Raw genomic sequence first — 18,489 nt, 5'->3', positions numbered from 1 at the left:
GTCTCCGCAGGGGGGATAACCCCACCCTGCGGAGCGCGAGTTGGGACACGTGGACCGTTCTGGATGCCGCCCCACCCCCGTGGGAGCGGCCCGCTCAGAACGTCTCGTATCCCAAGTCCTCCGTGTCCTCGCCCTCTTCCTCCAGGGCCTGCCGGACCACTCTGAGCGCCATGCCCTCCCCGTAACCCTTGCGGGCGAGCATGCCCGCGAGGCGGCGCAGCCTCTTGTCCCGATCGAGGCCGCGCGTGGAGCGGAGCTTGCGGGCGACCAGCTCGCGGGCGGTCGCCTCCTCCTGCTCCGAGTCGAGCTGCCCCACGGCTTCGTCGATCAGCGTGGACTCCACGCCCTTGGTACGCAGCTCCCTGGCGAGCGCGCGCCGGGCAAGGCCCCGACCGTGGTGCCGCGACTCCACCCAGGCGTCCGCGAAGGCGCTGTCATCGATCAGCCCGACCTCTTCGAAGCGGGAGAGGACTTCCTCCGCCACGTCGTCGGGGATCTCCCGCTTGCGCAGCGCGTCGGCGAGCTGCTTGCGCGTACGCGCGGTACCGGTGAGCAGGCGCAGACAGATCGCCCGCGCCCGCTCAGCCGGATCCCCCGTCGGCGGCTCCCCCTTCTCGGCCCTCGACGAGGAAGGGGTGCCGCCGTCCTGGTGGTCGCCGAAGCCGCCGCGCCGCCGTCGGCGCCCGCCGCTCCGGCCGGTGCCGTCCTCCCGGGAGCCGTCACCGCCCCGCGAGCCGGTCCCGTCGCCCGCCCAGGAACCGCGGCCGTCCTCCCAGGAACCACGGCCGTGCTCCTGGTCGACGCCGTCCTGATCCGCACCGCCCCCGTGGCCCCGCCCCGCGGCGCCGGGGCGGCTTTCGGAGGCGGTGTGGTCCGCCCAGTCGGTTCGTCGCGTCACCGGACTAGCTCTTGGCCGCCGCGGTCTTGGACTTGGCGGCCTTGGCAGCCGGCGCGGGAACCGTCTTGGCGGTGTCCTCGGCCGGGGCGGCCGCGCCCGCCGCGTCCGTTCCCGGCTCGGCGACCGGGGCCTCGGGCTTCACACCGACGCCCAGCTTCTCCTTGATCTTCCTCTCGATCTCGTTGGCGAGGTCGGGGTTGTCCTTCAGGAAGTTCCGGGCGTTCTCCTTGCCCTGGCCGAGCTGGTCGCCCTCGTACGTGTACCAGGCGCCCGCCTTGCGGACGAAGCCGTGCTCGACGCCCATGTCGATCAGGCCGCCCTCGCGGCTGATGCCCTGGCCGTAGAGGATGTCGAACTCGGCCTGCTTGAAGGGCGGCGCGACCTTGTTCTTGACGACCTTGACGCGGGTGCGGTTGCCCACCGCGTCCGTGCCGTCCTTCAGGGTCTCGATGCGGCGGATGTCCATGCGCACCGAGGCGTAGAACTTCAGTGCCCGGCCACCGGTCGTGGTCTCCGGGGAGCCGAACATGACGCCGATCTTCTCGCGGAGCTGGTTGATGAAGATCGCTGTGGTCTTGGACTGGTTGAGCGCGCTGGTGATCTTCCGGAGCGCCTGGCTCATCAGGCGGGCCTGAAGACCCACGTGCGAGTCGCCCATCTCGCCCTCGATCTCCGCGCGCGGCACCAGGGCGGCGACGGAGTCGATGACGATGAGGTCGAGGGCGCCGGAGCGGACCAGCATGTCGACGATCTCGAGAGCCTGCTCGCCGTTGTCCGGCTGGGACAGGATGAGGTTGTCGATGTCGACGCCGAGCTTCTTCGCGTACTCGGGGTCGAGGGCGTGCTCGGCGTCCACGAAGGCCACCGCGCCGCCCGCCCGCTGGGCGTTGGCCACGGCGTGCAGCGTGAGGGTCGTCTTACCGGAGGACTCCGGTCCGTACACCTCCACCACACGGCCGCGGGGGATGCCGCCGACGCCGAGCGCGACGTCGAGCGCGGTCGACCCGGTGGGGATGACCTCGATGGGCTCATTCGGCCGCTCGCCCATGCGCATCACTGCGCCCTTGCCGAACTGCCGTTCAATCTGTGCGAGCGCGGCGTCGAGCGCCTTCTCGCGGTCGGTTCCTGCCATGGGTTCCACCCGATTTGCTTGAGTCGATCGCTTCACGTCAAAGACGCTAACGCCTGCCACTGACAATCCGCCCCGACGCCCGTCCAGCCTGTGGATAACTCGAGGGCCTCCCTCGCCGAAATCCTCCGGAACGTGACGGGGATCCCCCCTCGCACCCCCGGAAAATCGCCGCCGGACACCCCCATAAGAATGGATGTTCGATTTTAGTGTCAAGCGCGGCGCGCCGCATCCGCCGCCCGTCCTGCCCGGGCCGCGAGGACGCGGCGAACACTGGTCGGAACGAGGTGGGCCGGGGCAGAATCCCGCGCTGTGATGATCAATGCGGGCGAACTCAACCGGGCCACTCTCAGCCGCCAGCTGCTGCTGGAGCGCGAGCCTCTGACCGTTCAGGACGGGATACGGCGCGTGGTCGCGCTCCAGGCGCAGCACCCGGCCTCGCCGTACCTCGCGCTCTGGAACCGGCTCAGGGACTTCTCCCCGTCCGACCTCGACACCGCCTTCGCCCAGCGCGCGATGGTCAAGGCGACCCTGATGCGGATCACCCTGCACGCCGTACACGCCGAGGACTACCGGCACTTCCGCGGGGCCGTGCAGCCGACCCTGTACGGCTCCCGGCTCGGTCACCGCTTCGCCGCCGCGGGCCTGACGCCCGCGGACGCCGAGGAACTGGTGCCGGAGCTGCTGGCCTTCGCCGCCCGGCCCCGGACCTCGGCCGAGATGCAGGCGTGGGTCGAGGAGCGGCTCGGCTCCGAGAAGGCCGGCGGGGCGTGGTGGGGCTTGAAGGCATACGCGCCGCTCCATCACGCCCCGACCGACGCGCCGTGGTCGTTCGGCGTACGGCCGTCCTTCGTCGCGGCCGAGGCAGGGCCGCTGCCTGTGGGGCGGACGGTGGAACCGGAGGCGCTGCGGGCCCTGGTCCTGCGCTATCTGGCGGGGTTCGGTCCCGCGTCCGTGGCGGACGTGGCGCAGTTCTCCATGGTGGGACGGACTGCCGTACGCGAGGCGCTGCGCGCCCTGGACGGCGCCGTGGAGCTGCTCCAGGGGCCGGACGGCAGCACGCTGTTCGACCTGCCGGGCGCCTCCCGGCCGGACGCGGACACCCCCGCCCCGCCCCGGCTCATGCCGATGTGGGACAGCGTCCTGCTGGCGTACGCCGACCGGGGGCGGGTGATACCCCCGCCCTACCGCCCCCTGGTGATCCGGAAGAACGGCGACGTGCTGCCCACCCTCCTGGTGGACGGCCACGTCGCCGGGGTGTGGCGGCAGGTGGACGGCCGCATCGAGGCCACGGCCTTTCATCCCCTGTCACCCGAGACCTGGGAAGGGCTCGCGGCGGAGGCCCGCTCCCTGACCGCGCTCCTCGCCGGCCGTGAGACGAAGGTCTACAGCCGCCATCACTACTGGTGGGCCAGGCTCCCCGAGGCGGAGGTCCGGTCACTGCCGCTGTGAACAGCGGTTCCCTCGCGCGCCCCCGGGCTGTCGTGTGCCCTATGGGCGCCCGTCGGCCCCCGGCCGTGTCTCGGCCTCCGCCGCCGCGTCCGGGTCGTTCGGCCCGCGCAGAGCCCGCCGCACGCGCGCGAGGAGGGGTGGTCCGACCCGGCGCCGGTGCCCGTGCACTCGGGGGTCGTCCGTGACGTCGTACCTCTTCACGTACGCCCCCAGGAAGGCCTGTAGGGTCGCGACGGCCGGGATGGCGACGAGCGCCCCGACCGCTCCGAGGAGTGCCGTCCCCGCAATGACCGAACCGAAGGCGACGGCGGGGTGGATGTCCACGCTCTTGGCGGTGAGCTTGGGTTGCAGTACGTAGTTCTCGAACTGCTGGTAGATCACGACGAAGATCAGCACCCACAGCGCGTACCAGGGGTCGACCGTGAAGGCGATCAGCATCGGCAGGGCGCCCGCCAGGTACGTGCCGATGGTGGGGATGAACTGGGAGACCAGGCCCACCCACACGGCCAGCACGGGCGCGTAGGGGACGTCGAGCGTCTGGAGCAGGATGTAGTGGGCGACCCCGGAGATCAGCGCCATCAGGCCGCGCGAGTAGAGATAGCCGCCGGTCTTGTCGACCGCGATCTCCCAGGCGCGCAGCACCTCGGTCTGCTTGGCGGGCGGCAGCACCGAGCACAGCGCGCGCCGCAGCCGCGGGCCGTCGGCCGCGAAGTAGAACGAGAACAGCAGGATCGTCAGGAGCTGGAAGAGGCCGCCGAGGACCTGCGCGGAGACGTCCAGGACGCCACTGGCGCTGTTCTGCACGTACTTCTGCAGCCAATCGGAGTGGACCAGGCTGTCCTGTACCTCGACGCGGGAGAGGTCCGTGTGGAACGTCTGGTTGATCCAGCTGATGACCTTGTCGAGGTAGTCGGGGAAGTCCTCGACCATGTCGACGATCTGGCCCGCCAGCATCGAGCCCATCAGCGTGACGAAGCCCGCGCTCGCGATCACGACGCTCATGAAGACGATGAACGTGGCGAAGCCCCTGCGCAGCCCGCGCGCCGCCATCCAGCTCACCGCCGGCTCGACGGCGAGCGCCAAGAAGAACGCGATCAGGACGTTGATCAGCAGTCCGGTCAGCTGGTGGAAGGCCCAACTGCCCAGCTGGAAGCAGGCGACGAGCGCGAGGGCCAGCACCATGGCACGCGGCAGCCAGCGCGGCATGCGGGCGCCACGATCTGCCTCGGTCCCGGTGGGGGGCTGGGCGGGCGGCGTCGTGCCGAGCGGAGCGTTGTCCTGGGTGACCTGCGCGGTCTCGTCTGTGGGTGCCACGGAGCCAGTCTCGCCCACGCGGCCGGCAATCGGCCGCCGCCCCCGCATCTTGGGACGGCCTACGCGCGCGTAACGGCCTGTCAACGGCAAAGAGCCGTCCGCGGTCAGCGCTTTTCGGCCGGTACGTCCATGGCCGTGCAGACCGCGCGCCAGACGTCCTTGGCCTCCCAGCCCGCGTCCAGCGCTTCGTGGACCGTGCGGCCGCCCAGTTCCGCCATCACGTGATCGCGCGCGAAGGAGTCGGCGTAGCTCGCTCCGAAGTGAGCCGCCATCCGCTGCCAGAAGACCGTCAACCGCATGCCTCCAGTATCGCGCCCCTGAGAGTGCAGCCCGGCGCAGGGGGGCTTGCCGAGAACGCTTTCCACCCTACGGTCGGGACATGGCCGAAACCGGAGCATCCCCCGATCCCGTGCCCTCCCCCGACGCGGCGCCTTCCCCGGTCGCCCGCGCGGAGCACTTCGTATGGCTCACCGCGCGCGTCCTCGAGCAGCGACGGTTCGCGTACCACTTCCTCGACGGGGGCCGGCAGGCCGCGGACGCCGTGGAGACCGCCCTCGCGGCGTACGACACCCCGGACGGCGGCTACGGCTTCGCGCTCGAACCCGATCTGCGCGGCCCCGTGAGCCAGCCGCTGCACACCGGGCACGCGCTGTGGGTCCTGGACTCGATCCGGCGCTGCGGAGGGCAGCGGGTGGAGCGCGTGTGCCGCTATCTGACGTCGGTGTCGACGCCAGAGGGCGCTCTCCCCGCGATCCATCCCAGCCAGCGCGGCTACCCCTCGGCGCCGTTCGTTCCGGTCGTGGACGACCCGCCCAGCGAGCTGCTCGCCACGGGGCCCGTGGTGGGTCTGCTGCACCGCAACGAGGTGTGGCACGCCTGGCTCTTCCGGGCCACCGACTTCTGCTGGGCCGCTGTCGAATCGCTCGAGAAGTCGCATCCGTACGAGGTTCAGGCGGCCGTCGCCTTCCTGGACGGCGCACCCGACCGCTCGCGCGCGCAGGCGGCGGCCGATCGTCTCGGCCGCCTCGTGCGCGAGCAGCGCCTCGCGGCCCTGGACCCGGAGGATCTGGACGCGTTCCCGGTGTCGCCGGGGTACGCGCCGGGCGAGCACCACTTCGCGCACGACTTCGCGAAGGCACCCGAGTCGCTCGCGCGCGCGTGGTTCACCGATGCCGAGATGGAGCGCTCGCTGGACTTCTTGGCGCGGGAACAGCAGGAGGACGGCGGCTGGCCCGTCCGGTGGCGGCAGTGGGCACCGGGCACGGCCCTGGAGTCGCGCCCGATCGTGACGATCGAGGCGCTGCGCACGCTCCGGGCGTACGGGCGGCCCATCGGCTGACGGACGTCGGCCGATGGGCCTCAGCCGGGGGAGCGCCGCCTGCGGGCACCAGCCGGGGAGCGCCGCCGGCCGCGTCGCGCGGACACCTCGTAGGCCCGGGGGATCCAAGACCGTACCCCCCCGGACCCCACTGGGTCGGCCAGCCAGTGCCAGCCAGGGCCCGCCGCTCGCTCCCGGCGCGCGACACCATTTCCGCAGGTCGACGCCGTTGTCAGTGGCGGGGTGCACGATGGGGTCATGGTCAGCTCCGCGTCCGGTGCCCACGGCGCCCTCGACGAGTTCTCCCCCGCGACCCGCGGTTGGTTCACGGGGGCTTTCTCCGCGCCCACCTCCGCCCAGGCCGGCGCGTGGCGGGCGATCGCCGAGGGCTCCGACGTGCTGGTCGTCGCACCCACGGGATCCGGCAAGACCCTGGCCGCGTTCCTGGCCGCGCTCGACCAGCTGGCCTCGACCCCACCGCCCGCGGATCCGAAGAAGCGCTGCCGGGTGCTGTACGTCTCACCGCTGAAGGCCCTCGCGGTCGACGTGGAGCGCAATCTGCGCAGCCCCTTGACCGGCATCCGCCAGGAATCCGTGCGTCTCGGCCTGCCCGAGCCGGAGGTGCGCGTCGGCATCCGTTCGGGCGACACCCCGCCCGCAGAGCGCCGCGCCCTGTCCACCCGCCCGCCGGACATCCTGATCACCACCCCCGAGTCGCTCTTCCTGATGCTCACCTCCGCCACGCGGGACGCGCTCACAGGCATCGAGACGGTGATCCTCGACGAGGTGCACGCCGTGGCGGGCACCAAGCGCGGCGCCCATCTCGCGCTGTCCTTGGAGCGGCTCGACGAGCTGCTGCCGAAGCCCGCGCGCCGCATCGGCCTGTCGGCGACGGTCCGGCCGGTGGACGAGGTCGCGCGCTACCTCTCCCCCAAGCGCAAGGTGGAGATCGTCCAGCCGCCGTCCGGCAAGGAGTTCGACCTTTCGGTGGTGGTCCCGGTCGAGGACCTCGGGGAGCTGGGCGGCTCTCCGGTCGCCGACTCCGGAGACGGCACGGGCGCGGCGGCCGAGCGCCCGTCGATCTGGCCGCACGTCGAGGAGCGCATCACCGACCTCGTCCAGGCGCACCGCTCGACGATCGTCTTCGCCAACTCCCGCCGCCTGGCCGAGCGCCTGTGCAACCGCCTCAACGAAATCGCGTACGAGCGAGCGACCGGCGAGGCCCTCCCCGACGACCACTCCCCGGCGGAGCTGATGGCCGAGTCCGGCGCCGCCAAGGGCGCCCCGCCCCTGCTGGCCCGCGCCCACCACGGGTCGGTCTCCAAGGAGCAGCGCGCCCAGGTCGAGGAGGACCTGAAGGCGGGCAGGCTGCCGGCCGTGGTCGCCACCTCCAGCCTGGAGCTGGGCATCGACATGGGCGCGGTCGACCTGGTCGTACAGGTCGAGTCGCCGCCGTCCGTCGCCTCCGGGCTCCAGCGCGTGGGCCGCGCGGGACACCAGGTGGGCGCGGTCTCCACCGGCGTCGTCTTCCCCAAGTACCGGGGCGACCTGGTCCAGGCCGCGGTCGTCACGGAGCGGATGCGGACCGGCGCCATCGAGTCGCTGCGCGTCCCGGCCAACCCCCTGGACGTACTCGCGCAGCAGCTGGTGGCGATGGTCGCGCTCGACACCTGGCAGGTCGACGACCTCCTCGCGCTGGTCCGCCGGGCGGCCTCCTTCGCCTCGCTCCCGGAGTCCGCGTTCACGGCCGTCCTGGACATGCTCGCCGGCCGCTATCCCTCCGACGCCTTCGCGGAGCTGCGGCCCCGAGTGGTCTGGGACCGCGTGGCGGGCACGGTCACCGGCCGGCCTGGCGCGCAGCGCCTCGCGGTCACCTCCGGGGGCACGATCCCCGACCGCGGCCTCTTCGGTGTCTTCCTCGCGGGCGCCGACCCGAAGAAGGGCGGCGGCCGCGTCGGAGAGCTGGACGAGGAGATGGTCTACGAGTCCCGGGTCGGCGACGTCTTCACGCTCGGCACGAGTTCCTGGCGCATCGAGGACATCACCCGCGACCGCGTCCTCGTCTCCCCCGCCCCCGGTGTCCCGGGCCGCCTGCCCTTCTGGAAGGGCGATCAGCTGGGCCGCCCGCTCGAACTGGGCCGGGCGCTCGGCGCGTTCCTCAGGGAGGTCGGCGCGCTTTCGCGGGAGGACGCGCGCGTGCGGCTGCTCGCCGCGGGGCTCGACTCCTGGGCCGCCGACAACGTCCTCACCTACCTCGCGGAGCAGCGCGAGGCCTGCGGGCACATCCCGGACGACCGGACGATCGTCGTCGAGCGGTTCCGTGACGAGCTGGGCGACTGGCGGGTCGTCGTGCACTCCCCCTTCGGAGCGCAGGTGCACGCCCCGTGGGCCCTCGCCCTCGGCGCCCGCCTCACCGAGCGGTACGGCATGGACGCGCAGGTCATGCACGCCGACGACGGCATCGTGCTGCGCCTGCCGGACGCCGACCTGATGGGCCTGGACCTGCTCGACCAGGCCCCCGCGGACCTCACGGAGCCCGCCGTGGAGTACGACGCGGAGAAGGCCCCCATCGGAGCCGCCGACGTCGCCTTCGACAAGGGCGAGGTCAACCAGATCGTCACCGACCAGGTGGGCGGCTCGGCCCTGTTCGCCTCCCGCTTCCGGGAGTGCGCCGCCCGAGCCCTGCTGCTGCCGCGCCGCAGCCCCGGCAAGCGCACCCCCCTGTGGCAGCAGCGCCAGCGCGCCGCCCAACTGCTCGAAGTGGCCAGCGAGTTCGGATCGTTCCCCATCGTCCTGGAGGCCGTCAGGGAATGCCTCCAGGACGTCTTCGACGTACCAGGCCTCACAGAACTGATGGGCGACATCGAGGCCCGCAGCGTCCGCCTCGTCGAGGTCACCACCCCCGAGCCCTCCCCGTTCGCCCGCTCCCTCCTGTTCGGGTACGTGGCCCAGTTCCTGTACGAGGGCGACTCGCCGCTCGCCGAGCGCCGTGCGGCGGCCCTCTCCCTGGACTCCCACCTGCTCGCGGAGCTGCTCGGCCAGGCGGAGCTGCGCGAACTGCTCGACGCGGACGTCCTCGCCGAGCTGGAGCAGGAGCTTCAGTGGCGCACCGAGGACCGCCGGATCAAGGACGTCGAAGGCGTCGCCGATCTGCTCCGCCTCCTCGGCCCCCTCACCAGGGACGAGCTGGCCGAGCGCGGCGCCGAGCCCGAGTGGGCCGCTGAGCTGGCATCCGCCCGCCGCGCCATCCGGGTCCGGATCGCCGGGGCCGATCACTGGGCGGCGATCGAGGACGCGGGCCGGCTGCGGGACGCTCTGGGCACGGCTCTGCCCGTGGGGGTCCCGGAGGCCTTCACCGAGCCGGTCAAGGACCCCCTCGGCGACCTCCTGGCCCGCTTCGCCCGCACGCACGGGCCGTTCACCACCGCCACCGCCGCCGCCCGCTTCGGCCTGGGAGCTGCGGTCACCGAGGGCGCGCTGCAACGCCTCGCGGCGAACGGCCGTGTCGTACAAGGAGAGTTCCACCCCGCGGGCATCGGGCAGGAGTGGTGCGACGCGGCGATCCTACGCCGCCTGCGCCGCCGCTCCCTGGCGGCCCTGCGGCACGAGTTGGAGCCGGTTCCGCCGTCGGCCCTCGCCCAGTTCCTTCCCCAGTGGCAGCACTTGAGCGGCCACGGCCTGCGCGGCATCGACGGCCTGGTCCGCGCCATCGAGCAGTTGCAGGGGGCGACCGTCCCGGCGTCCGCGCTGGAGAAGCTAGTCCTGCCGTCGCGCGTTTCGGGTTACGCCCCCGCCATGCTCGACGAACTGACCGCGGCCGGCGAGGTCGTCTGGGCCGGCGCCGGATCCCTGCCGGGGAAGGACGGCTGGGTCTCCCTCTACCTGGCCGACACGGCGCCGCTCCTCCTGCCGCCCCCACACCCCCTGGAGCTCACCGCCCTGCACCAGTCGGTCCTGGACACCCTCTCCGGGGGGTACGGCCTGTTCTTCCGCCAGATCGCCGACCAGGTCCGCGCCACCACCCACCCCGAGGTCTCGGACACACAACTGGCCGACGCCATCTGGGACCTGGCGTGGTCAGGACGGCTCACGAACGACACGCTCGCCCCGATGCGCTCGCTCCTCGGCTCGGGCCGCACCGCGGGCGCCACGGCCCACCGGGCCAAGCGAGGCATCCCGCGCGGGCGCTACGGCACACTGACCGCCGCCGCCCGGACCGCTTCCCGCACCGGACCTCCGACGGTCGCGGGCCGCTGGTCGCTGCTCCCGCCGCGTGAGCCCGATCCGACGCTGCGGGCCCACGCCCTGGCCCGCGCCCTCCTGGACCGGCACGGCGTGGTGACGCGCGGCGCGGTGGCGGCCGAAGGCGTGGAGGGCGGCTTCTCCGCGACGTACCGCGTCCTGTCCGCCTTCGAGGACAGCGGCCAGGCCCGGCGGGGTTACGTCGTGGAAGGGCTCGGCGCGGCCCAGTTCGCGATGGACGGGGCGGTGGACCGCCTGCGCGCCACGGCGAACTCCCGGGAGCGCACGGACACCTCCCGCCCCTCGGACGCCCAGGCCGCCGTCGTCCTCGCCGCCGCCGACCCGGCGAACGCGTACGGCGCAGCCCTGCCCTGGCCCGAGCCGCCGACCGGTGCAAGCCACAAGCCCGGCCGCAAGGCAGGCTCCCTCGTCGTCCTGGTCGACGGCGAGCTGACCCTGTACATGGAGCGCGGGGGCAAGACCCTCCTGGCCTGGCCCGGAGCCCCCGAGGAGCCCGTCACCGAGGACGCCCGGCTGCGCGCGGCCGCCGAGGCCCTGGCCTCAGCCGCCCGCGCGGGCTCCCTCGGCACGGTCACGGTGGAGCGCGTCAATGCCGCCGCCGCGCTGACCTCCCCCTTCGCCCCCCTCCTGGAAGGAGCCGGCTTCCACGCGACACCCCGGGGTCTGCGGCTGCGCGCGTAGCGGCCTCCGACGGCGCCAGAGGGGCCACCACCCGGATCTCACTCCGGATGGCGCCGGTCCGCCTCGCCCTGCCGGCCGTAGGGGCGGACCACCCCCGCCCGCACCCACCCGACGGGACAGCCCCCTAACCCCACCTCAAGACACCGGCACAGCCCCCACAACCCTCATAGCCCGCCTAGCCCCCATCTCCCGCCCCCTCCCCCACCCGCGTGCCACCCTGGACCCATGCCCGAAGGAGACACCGTCCACCAGGCAGCCGGGCGGCTGCACAGCGCCCTCGCCGGGCACACCCTCACGCGTTCGGATCTGCGCGTGCCGAAGCTCGCGACGGTCGACCTCACCGGGCGCACCGTCCTGGACGTGACCCCCCGCGGCAAGCACCTCCTCACCCGCATCGAGGGCGGGCTCACCCTGCACTCCCACCTCCGCATGGACGGATCCTGGCGGATCTACGCCCCCGGCGAGCCCTGGCGGGGCGGCCCGGGGCACCAGATCCGGGCCATCCTCGGCACCGCCGAACGCACCGCCGTCGGCTACCGCCTGCCCGTCCTCGAACTGCTCCGCACCGCCGACGAGGACAAGGCCGTGGGCCACCTGGGCCCCGACCTCCTCGGCCCCGACTGGGACCCCGCGCTCGCCCTGGCCAACCTCCTGGCCACGCCCGAGCGCCCCCTAGGTGAGGCCCTCCTGGACCAGCGCAATCTCGCGGGCATCGGCAACGTCTACAAGAGCGAGCTCTGCTTCCTCCTGGGCGTCACCCCCTGGCTCCCCGTGGGCGAGCTGCCCGAGGAGACGGCAGCCCGCCTCCCCACCCTCGCGAAGAAGCTCCTGGAAGCCAACCGCCACCAGCCCTCCCGCACCACCACCGGCCGCCCCCGCCCCGGCCAGCGCCTCTACGTCTACGGCCGCGCGTCCCGCCCCTGCCTGCGCTGCGGCACCTCGGTCCGCGTGGCGGAGCAGGGCGACGGTTCGCGCAGCCGCCCCACCTACTGGTGCCCCACCTGCCAGCGAGGTCCCATCAGTTGACGGATCGTCAGATCCAGCCGTACCGTCCCGTCATGCCCGTCAAGGCGTACGACCTCACCGGACGCACCGCATTCGTCACCGGCGCCGCCAGCGGCATCGGCCGCGCCTCGGCCCTGCTCCTGGCGGAGGCGGGCGCCACCGTCCACTGCGCCGACCGCGACGACGAGGGCCTCCACGAGACCGCGGCGCTCATCAAGGCGGCCGGCGGCGAGGCGCACATCCATCGACTTGACGTCGCCGGCAGAGAACAGGTCGACCGGGCCGTCGCACAGGCCGCCGCCACAGCCACCGCCGCCACGCCGCACGGCCGACTCGACATCATGGCGGCCATCGCCGGAATCATGCACAGCAGCCCGGTCCTGGAGACCCGCGACGAAGACCTCGACCGGGTTCTGAACATCAATTTCAAGGGCGTCCTGTACGCATGCCAGGCGGCGGCCCGAGCCATGATCGACGCAGCCTCAGCCACAGCCACAGGTACAGGCGTACACACCCGCACGGGCGGCAGCATCATCACCATGGCCTCGGGAGCCGTGGACACCGGCGGCCCCGGCCTCCTCTGCTACGACGCCGCGAAGGCCGCCGTCGTGCAACTCACCAAGACCCTCGCCACGGAGGTCGGCCCGCACGGCATCCGGGTCAACGCCGTCGCCCCGGGTTGGATCCGCACCCCCATGACGGACCACCACGACACGAAGCCCCACGCCCACACCGGGGAAGTCATGGCCCGCATGTCACCCTTGGGTCGCGTCGGTGAACCGGAAGACATCGCACACGCCGTGCTGCATCTGGCCTCCGACGCCTCAGCCTTCACGACGGGCCAGATCCTCCGCCCGAACGGCGGCGTCGCCATGCCTTGGTGATCCGCGCCCTCGCCGCCCTGCCGCTCCGCGCCCGCGGCGCCTTGGTGATCCGCCGCCCCTCGGCGGAACGCCGATCCCGGCCCCCACCTCGCGCCTTCAAGGCCCGCACGGCCTGAGAGTGGGGCACACAGTGAACGGGGAGCAGGCTCAGCCCCCACCCCCCGGCGGCGATGGACCCTTCCAGGGCCCCCGCGTCGGGCGCGAAGGCGAGCCGCAGTACGCCCCACCACCACAGCGCGCCCATCACGACGGCGGGCACCCACCGGACCACCCGCCACGTCACGGCTGTCACGCTCACGGCTGTCACGGCTGTCACCTCCCGCCGACGCGAGATCGACGCTAAATGCCCGAGTTCACCCCCCGGGAGGGCGCACCACCGGCATCAGAAGCGCCGAGCGGCGCTACGGCGCGCCACCAGCGACACCGACCCGGCGGTAGCGCCCCTTCAAAGGGCCGGCCCCAAGGGCCGACCCCCATGGGCCGCCCCCAAGGCCAACCGCTTGGCACCCAACCTCAGCCGTTCTCGGCCTGGAACATCCAGTGGTGCTTCTCGAGATCGGCCGTGATGCCGATGAAGATGTCCTGGCTGACCGGGTCGGCCTCACCGGTCGCGTCGATCCGCTCACGGAATCGCGTGATCACCGCGCCGAGCGCGTCCACGAGGACCCCGATCGCGTCCGAGTCCTTGATCCAGCCCTCGGAGACCTTGCCGATACCGCTGCTCTGCGCCACGGTCGCCGCGCGCCCGTCGGGCGAGACACCGAGCGTGGAGGCACGCTCCGCCACCGTGTCGGAGTGCTGCCTGGCGGTGTCCACGACCTCGTCGAGCTGCAGATGTACGGAGCGGAAGCGCGGGCCGATCACGTTCCAGTGAACCTGCTTGGCCACCAGCGACAGGTCGACCAGGTCCACCAGCGCGCCCTGGAGCGCCTCCGAGACCGTCTTCTGGTCCGCGTCGGACAGCGGGCTCTTGGCGACGTACATCTGTCTCCTCCAACTCATAGACGAACGAGAGAAACCCTCATCAACCATGGCATAAGTACTGCAATATGGCTGATTAAGAGGACTTCTATCCCCATCGGGAGCTTCTACACAGGACGTCCGTCCCTTCCCGCAAAGCAAGAAGGTCCCGACCGAGTACCCGGTCGGGACCTTCACACGCACAAACGCCTTGACACGCACAAACGCTCAGCCAAGCAGCAGTACCGTCACGCCGCGACGACGTCCACCGCCTCGGCCGGAGCCTTGATCGTGACCCGTTCCGGTGGCACACCAGCCACGGAGACGGAATTGAGCATCGGGCGAACCGGCGCACGCACCGGTTCCGTGACCGCTGCAGACTCAGCCAGCTCGGCGAGCGACAGCTCGTCACTCACTTCACGCATCAGCTCGGACATCCGTACGTCAAGCGCGTCACAGATCGCGGAAAGCAGCTCGGAGGAAGCCTCCTTCTGCCCCCGCTCCACCTCGGAGAGATAGCCGAGCGAGACTCGGGCGGACGAGGAGACTTCGCGCAGAGTACGGCCCTGGCGCTGGCGCTGCCGACGCAGCACGTCACCCAGCAGGCGACGGAGCAGAATCATCGGTGGCTCCCTCCTCGGACCGCGTAGCCGCATCCTTCACGCCCCACCGTACCGCCTTGCGCGGCGGCCGTGCGGGGAGCGATGTCGTGTTCACTCAGGGCTGCAAACATCAATTCCCCCCGTTCTGTTCCGTATCCTGTGCCCGCCCATTCCCTACAGGTTCGCCCGACAGCTGCTTGAGCAGCAACGTCAGCACGCTCCGTACACTCTCCATACGGATTTCCGTACGGTCACCGTTCAACCGCAGGGCGGCTACTTTCCCCTCGGCTCCGCCATCGGCGTAACCGCGCATCCTGTCCAGACCCGGCCCTGCGACCGCCACGAAGACGGTCCCGACGGGCTTTCCGTCCTGGGCGTCGGGCCCCGCGACCCCGGTGGTCGAGATCCCCCAGTCGGCACCGAGCGCCTTGCGCACGCCCACCGCCATCTGCCGCGCGACCTCGGCGTCCACGGCTCCGCGTTCGTCCAGCAGAGTGCCGTCGACCCCGAGCACGTCCCGCTTCAGGTCGGTGGCGTACGCCGTCACGGACCCCCGGAAGACTGTCGAGGCCCCCGGCGCCGCCGTGATCTCGGCGGCCACCAGGCCCCCTGTCAGCGACTCGGCGACAGCGAGCGTCTCACCGCGGGCGGCGAGGAGGCGCAGCAGCCTGCTCGCCGACACCGCGACGGCCGAGGGTCCGGGGGATGTCACTTCGCGGCCTCCCGGGCGGCCTCCGACGCCGCCGTACGTTCCTCGGCCCTGCCCTGCCTGCGCAGCACAAGGGCCTGCTTCACATAGTCGAGGCCGGTCACCACCGTCAGGACGACGGCGACGGCCATCATCCAGAACCGCAGCGTCGCGAGCGGCCCCGTCAGGGCGAGAACGTACATCCCGACCGCCGTGCCCTGCGCGAGCGTCTTCATCTTGCCGCCGCGACTGGCCGGAATGACGCCATAGCGGATCACCCAGAACCGCAGCAGCGTGATGCCGAGCTCGCGCCCGAGAATCACGCCGGTCACCCACCAGGGCAGGTCGCCGAGCCAGGACAGACAGATCAGCGCGGCACCCATGATCGCCTTGTCGGCGATGGGGTCGGCGATCTTCCCGAAGTCCGTGACCAGGTTGTATGTACGTGCCAGATGCCCGTCGAAGAGGTCGGTGATCATGGCGACGGCGAAGGCGGCCCAGGCGAACGACCGCCAGGCCGGGTCGTGTCCGCCGTTGCCGAGGAGGAGCATCACGAAGCCCGGTACGAGCAGCAGCCGGACCATGGTGAGCAGGTTGGCGACGTTCCACAGGCTGGCCTGATTGACGGCCGCAGCACCCAGCTTCCCGCCACGCACCGGCTTGGCGCCCGGAGCGCCTTGCGTGCCGGAACCGCCTGACGCGGATGCCGGGACTCCGGTCATCTGCCGGCCTCCTCGAGACACTCAGCCACCAAGTCCACGCCCTCCGTGCCGACGACCTTTGCCACGACCATACGGCCGACCAGCAGGCCGTCCCCACCCGTGGCGCCCGTCAAACGGATCTGGCCGTCCGTCTCCGGGGCCTGGTGCGCGGCCCGGCCGAGCGGGCCCTCGTCCTCGTCGAGGGACTCCACGAGGACCTCGACGGTCTCCCCGAGCCGCTCCTCGGCACGCTGCGAGGTCAGGTCCTCGGCGAGCCGCGCGATGTGCGCCAGCCGCTCGTCGACGACGTCCTGGGGCAGCTTCCCGTCGTACGTCGCCGCTTCGGTGCCCTCCTCGTCGGAGTAGCCGAAGACGCCGATGGCATCCAGGCGCGCACCGGTCAGGAACCGCTCCAGCTCCGCGACGTCGCCCTCGGTCTCGCCGGGGAAGCCGACGATGAAGTTGGACCGGACACCGGCCTGCGGCGCCTTGGACCGGATGGTCTCCAGGAGCTCCAGGAAGCGGTCGGTGTCACCGAAGCGCCGCATCGCGCGCAGCACGCCGGGCGCGGAGTGCTGGAAGGAGAGGTCGAAGTAGGGGGCGACCTTCTCCGTCGACGTGAGTACGTCGATGAGCCCGGGCCGCATCTCGGCGGGCTGCAAATAGCTGACCCGCACCCGCTCGATTCCGTCGACGGCGGCCAGCTCGGGAAGGAGCGTCTCCAGGAGCCGGATGTCGCCGAGGTCCTTGCCGTAGGAGGTGTTGTTCTCGGATACGAGCATGACCTCCTTGACGCCCTGCTCGGCGAGCCAGCGCGTCTCGCCGAGGACGTCGGAGGGACGGCGCGAGATGAAGGAGCCGCGGAAGGACGGGATGGCGCAGAACGAGCATCGCCGGTCGCAGCCGGAGGCCAGCTTCACGGAGGCGACGGGGTTGCTGCCGAGGCGGCGGCGCAGCGGGGCGCGCGGTCCCGAGGCGGGCGCGACACCCTCGGGCAGGTCCTTGGGGGGCTCCGGGGCCTCTACGGGGGCGTGCCCGGGCAGGGCGATCCCGGCACCGGCGCCCTGCCGCTCCGCGGGGCTGATGGGCAGGAGCTTGCGCCGGTCACGCGGGGTGTGCGCCTCGACACTGCCGCCGCTCAGGATGGTCTGGAGCCGACTGGAGATGTCGGAGTAGTCGTCGAACCCGAGCACACCGTCGGCCTCGGGCAGCGCCTCGGCGAGTTCCTTGCCGTAGCGCTCGGCCATGCAGCCGACCGCGACGACGGCCTGGGTCTTGCCGTGGCCCTTGAGGTCATTGGCTTCGAGCAGGGCGTCGACGGAGTCCTTCTTGGCGGCTTCGACGAAGCCGCAGGTGTTGACGACGGCGACATCCGCGTCCTCGGCGTCCTCGACGAGCTGCCAGCCATCCGCCTCCAAGCGGCCTGCGAGCTCCTCCGAGTCCACCTCGTTACGGGCGCAGCCAAGAGTGACAAGGGCGACGGTGCGGCGTTCGGGCATGCTCTCAAGACTACTTCGTCCACGCCGCGGCCCCCGCCGCCAGGGTTACCCGGCGGTCGGCCCACGGCCCCCGGCACGTCACCCGGACGTCACCGCGATCCGTGCCGCTTCGCTGGTCAGCCGCCCCGGAGGAGGCCGGTCAGCCGACTTCCGGGTCACCCTTCGTGTAGGTGAGGCGCTCCACCGTGCCGGGCTCGAATTCGTTCGCGACCGGCTTGCCGTTCACGTACAGGTTGATCGCACCCGCGTCGCCGAGGACGAGGTCGATCTTCTGCTTGTCCTGGAACGTCTTGGCCTGGCCCTGCTCCAGGACGCCGTCGAAGAGGGTGCGGCCGTTGTGGTCCTTGGCGGAGATCCAGCTGCGGCCGTCCGCGGCGTCGACCTTGACCGTGACCTTGTCGCGCGGCACGCCGGCGATGGCGCTGTCCGACGGGTCGGGCTTGGGGTCGGCGGGCTTGTTGGGCTTGGGCTTATCCGCGGGCTTGGTGGAGGCGGGTGTGGAGCCCTCGGCGACCGACTGCGACCCGTCGTTCTCGTCTCCGCCGTTGAACGCGGTGAATCCGACGAAGCCGATCACCGCGACGATCGCGGCGACCATGGCCGCGGTCCAGTTCGGCCGGCGCGGGTCGGAGCGGATGCGCTCGGCCTCGAAGAGGGGCGCCGCCGGGGTGGGCGCGGGCGGGTGGCCGCCGTGGCCCTCGTCGTACCGCGCGAGCAGCGGGGCGGGATCGAGCCCGACGGCGCGCGCCAGGGTCCTGATGTGGCCGCGGGCGTACACATCGCCGCCGCAGCGCGAGAAGTCGTCCTGCTCGATCGCGTGCACGATGGGGATGCGCACCCGGGTGGAGGTGCTGATCTCGTCGACGGTCAGGCCGGCGTCGACGCGGGCCTGCCGCAGGACACAGCCGATCGAGGGCCGGTCGTCGGCCTGGCGGTCGCCTGCCGGGGCTTCGTCTGCCGGGCTTTCGGCTGCCGGGTCGGCGAGTCGGTCGAGGCGGTCGTCCGAAGGTCGGTCGTCTTCAGGGGAGTTGCCGATGGACACGGGGGCGCCTTTCGAGCGTGTAGCCACCTGCCGGAGGTTCAGTTTAGGGGGCC

15 protein-coding genes are annotated in these 18,489 nt (G+C 72.0%); 5 read left to right on the top strand and 10 right to left on the bottom strand.

Translation table 11 applies throughout. The features are described from left to right. Positions 1-94: 94 nt before the first annotated feature. Complete coding sequence (gene recX / locus CP975_RS26560) at positions 95-898, bottom strand: recombination regulator RecX (RefSeq protein ID WP_055529125.1); 804 nt, start codon at positions 896-898, stop codon at positions 95-97. A gap of 4 nt (positions 899-902) precedes the next feature. Further along, positions 903-2,030 carry a recombinase RecA gene (gene recA, locus CP975_RS26555; RefSeq protein ID WP_055529127.1) on the bottom strand — a complete coding sequence of 376 codons (1,128 nt, stop codon included), beginning with the start codon at positions 2,028-2,030 and terminating at the stop codon, positions 903-905. Positions 2,031-2,342: 312 nt separating this feature from the next. Here recA and CP975_RS26550 point away from each other — a divergent pair, with 312 nt between their 5' ends. Then, complete coding sequence (locus tag CP975_RS26550; protein WP_055529129.1) at positions 2,343-3,479, top strand: winged helix DNA-binding domain-containing protein; 1,137 nt, start codon at positions 2,343-2,345, stop codon at positions 3,477-3,479. Between the two features lie 39 nt (positions 3,480-3,518). Here CP975_RS26550 and CP975_RS26545 read toward each other — a convergent pair whose 3' ends face one another. Together CP975_RS26545 and CP975_RS26540 are read right to left on the bottom strand one after the other, a co-directional pair. Beyond that, positions 3,519-4,793, bottom strand: coding sequence for an AI-2E family transporter (locus tag CP975_RS26545; protein ID WP_199782931.1), 1,275 nt, complete (start codon positions 4,791-4,793; stop codon positions 3,519-3,521). 104 nt (positions 4,794-4,897) lie between these two features. Then, complete coding sequence (locus CP975_RS26540) at positions 4,898-5,092, bottom strand: DUF3046 domain-containing protein (RefSeq protein ID WP_055529130.1); 195 nt, start codon at positions 5,090-5,092, stop codon at positions 4,898-4,900. An 80-nt stretch (positions 5,093-5,172) separates the two neighbouring features. Between CP975_RS26540 and CP975_RS26535 the strand changes: the two genes are divergently transcribed. From CP975_RS26535 to CP975_RS26520, 4 genes are all read left to right on the top strand, one after another. Continuing rightward, the gene (locus tag CP975_RS26535; RefSeq protein ID WP_055529132.1) at positions 5,173-6,132 is read left to right on the top strand and encodes a hypothetical protein; all 960 of its coding nucleotides are present in this window, start codon (positions 5,173-5,175) and stop codon (positions 6,130-6,132) included. A 237-nt stretch (positions 6,133-6,369) separates the two neighbouring features. Further along, positions 6,370-11,055, top strand: a complete 4,686-nt coding sequence (locus tag CP975_RS26530) for an ATP-dependent helicase (protein ID WP_055529134.1) — start codon at positions 6,370-6,372, stop codon at positions 11,053-11,055. Positions 11,056-11,280: 225 nt separating this feature from the next. Beyond that, positions 11,281-12,081, top strand: a complete 801-nt coding sequence (locus tag CP975_RS26525) for a DNA-formamidopyrimidine glycosylase family protein (RefSeq protein ID WP_150477414.1) — start codon at positions 11,281-11,283, stop codon at positions 12,079-12,081. Positions 12,082-12,113: 32 nt separating this feature from the next. Beyond that, on the top strand, positions 12,114-12,944 hold the full coding sequence (locus CP975_RS26520) for an SDR family NAD(P)-dependent oxidoreductase (protein WP_150477413.1): 831 nt from the start codon (positions 12,114-12,116) through the stop codon (positions 12,942-12,944). A gap of 513 nt (positions 12,945-13,457) precedes the next feature. Here the strand turns inward: CP975_RS26520 and CP975_RS26510 are convergent. The 6 genes from CP975_RS26510 to CP975_RS26485 form a co-directional block, all read right to left on the bottom strand. Further along, positions 13,458-13,928 (bottom strand): Dps family protein, encoded by a 471-nt coding sequence (locus tag CP975_RS26510; protein ID WP_055529759.1) that lies wholly within the window; start codon positions 13,926-13,928, stop codon positions 13,458-13,460. A gap of 224 nt (positions 13,929-14,152) precedes the next feature. Then, positions 14,153-14,527 (bottom strand): helix-turn-helix domain-containing protein, encoded by a 375-nt coding sequence (locus CP975_RS26505; RefSeq protein ID WP_055529762.1) that lies wholly within the window; start codon positions 14,525-14,527, stop codon positions 14,153-14,155. A 109-nt stretch (positions 14,528-14,636) separates the two neighbouring features. Further along, a complete protein-coding gene (locus tag CP975_RS26500; RefSeq protein WP_246201635.1) occupies positions 14,637-15,218 on the bottom strand; it encodes a CinA family protein in 582 nt (193 codons plus the stop codon). After that, on the bottom strand, positions 15,215-15,916 hold the full coding sequence (gene pgsA / locus CP975_RS26495; protein ID WP_055529764.1) for a CDP-diacylglycerol--glycerol-3-phosphate 3-phosphatidyltransferase: 702 nt from the start codon (positions 15,914-15,916) through the stop codon (positions 15,215-15,217). The genes CP975_RS26500 and pgsA overlap by 4 nt, the downstream gene beginning before the upstream one ends. Then, positions 15,913-17,394: a 30S ribosomal protein S12 methylthiotransferase RimO gene (rimO, locus tag CP975_RS26490; RefSeq protein WP_055529766.1), complete on the bottom strand. Its 1,482-nt coding sequence runs from the start codon at positions 17,392-17,394 to the stop codon at positions 15,913-15,915. The genes pgsA and rimO overlap by 4 nt, the downstream gene beginning before the upstream one ends. Before the next feature lie 139 nt (positions 17,395-17,533). Continuing rightward, positions 17,534-18,436 (bottom strand): helix-turn-helix domain-containing protein, encoded by a 903-nt coding sequence (locus CP975_RS26485; RefSeq protein ID WP_055529768.1) that lies wholly within the window; start codon positions 18,434-18,436, stop codon positions 17,534-17,536. Positions 18,437-18,489 lie beyond the last annotated feature (53 nt).

The sequence above is a fragment of the Streptomyces alboniger genome, from assembly GCF_008704395.1.
In the GTDB taxonomy this organism is placed as follows: domain Bacteria; phylum Actinomycetota; class Actinomycetes; order Streptomycetales; family Streptomycetaceae; genus Streptomyces; species Streptomyces alboniger.
The sequence above is the reverse complement of the archived record's forward strand: the minus strand, read 5'-3'. Positions and strand labels throughout refer to the sequence as shown.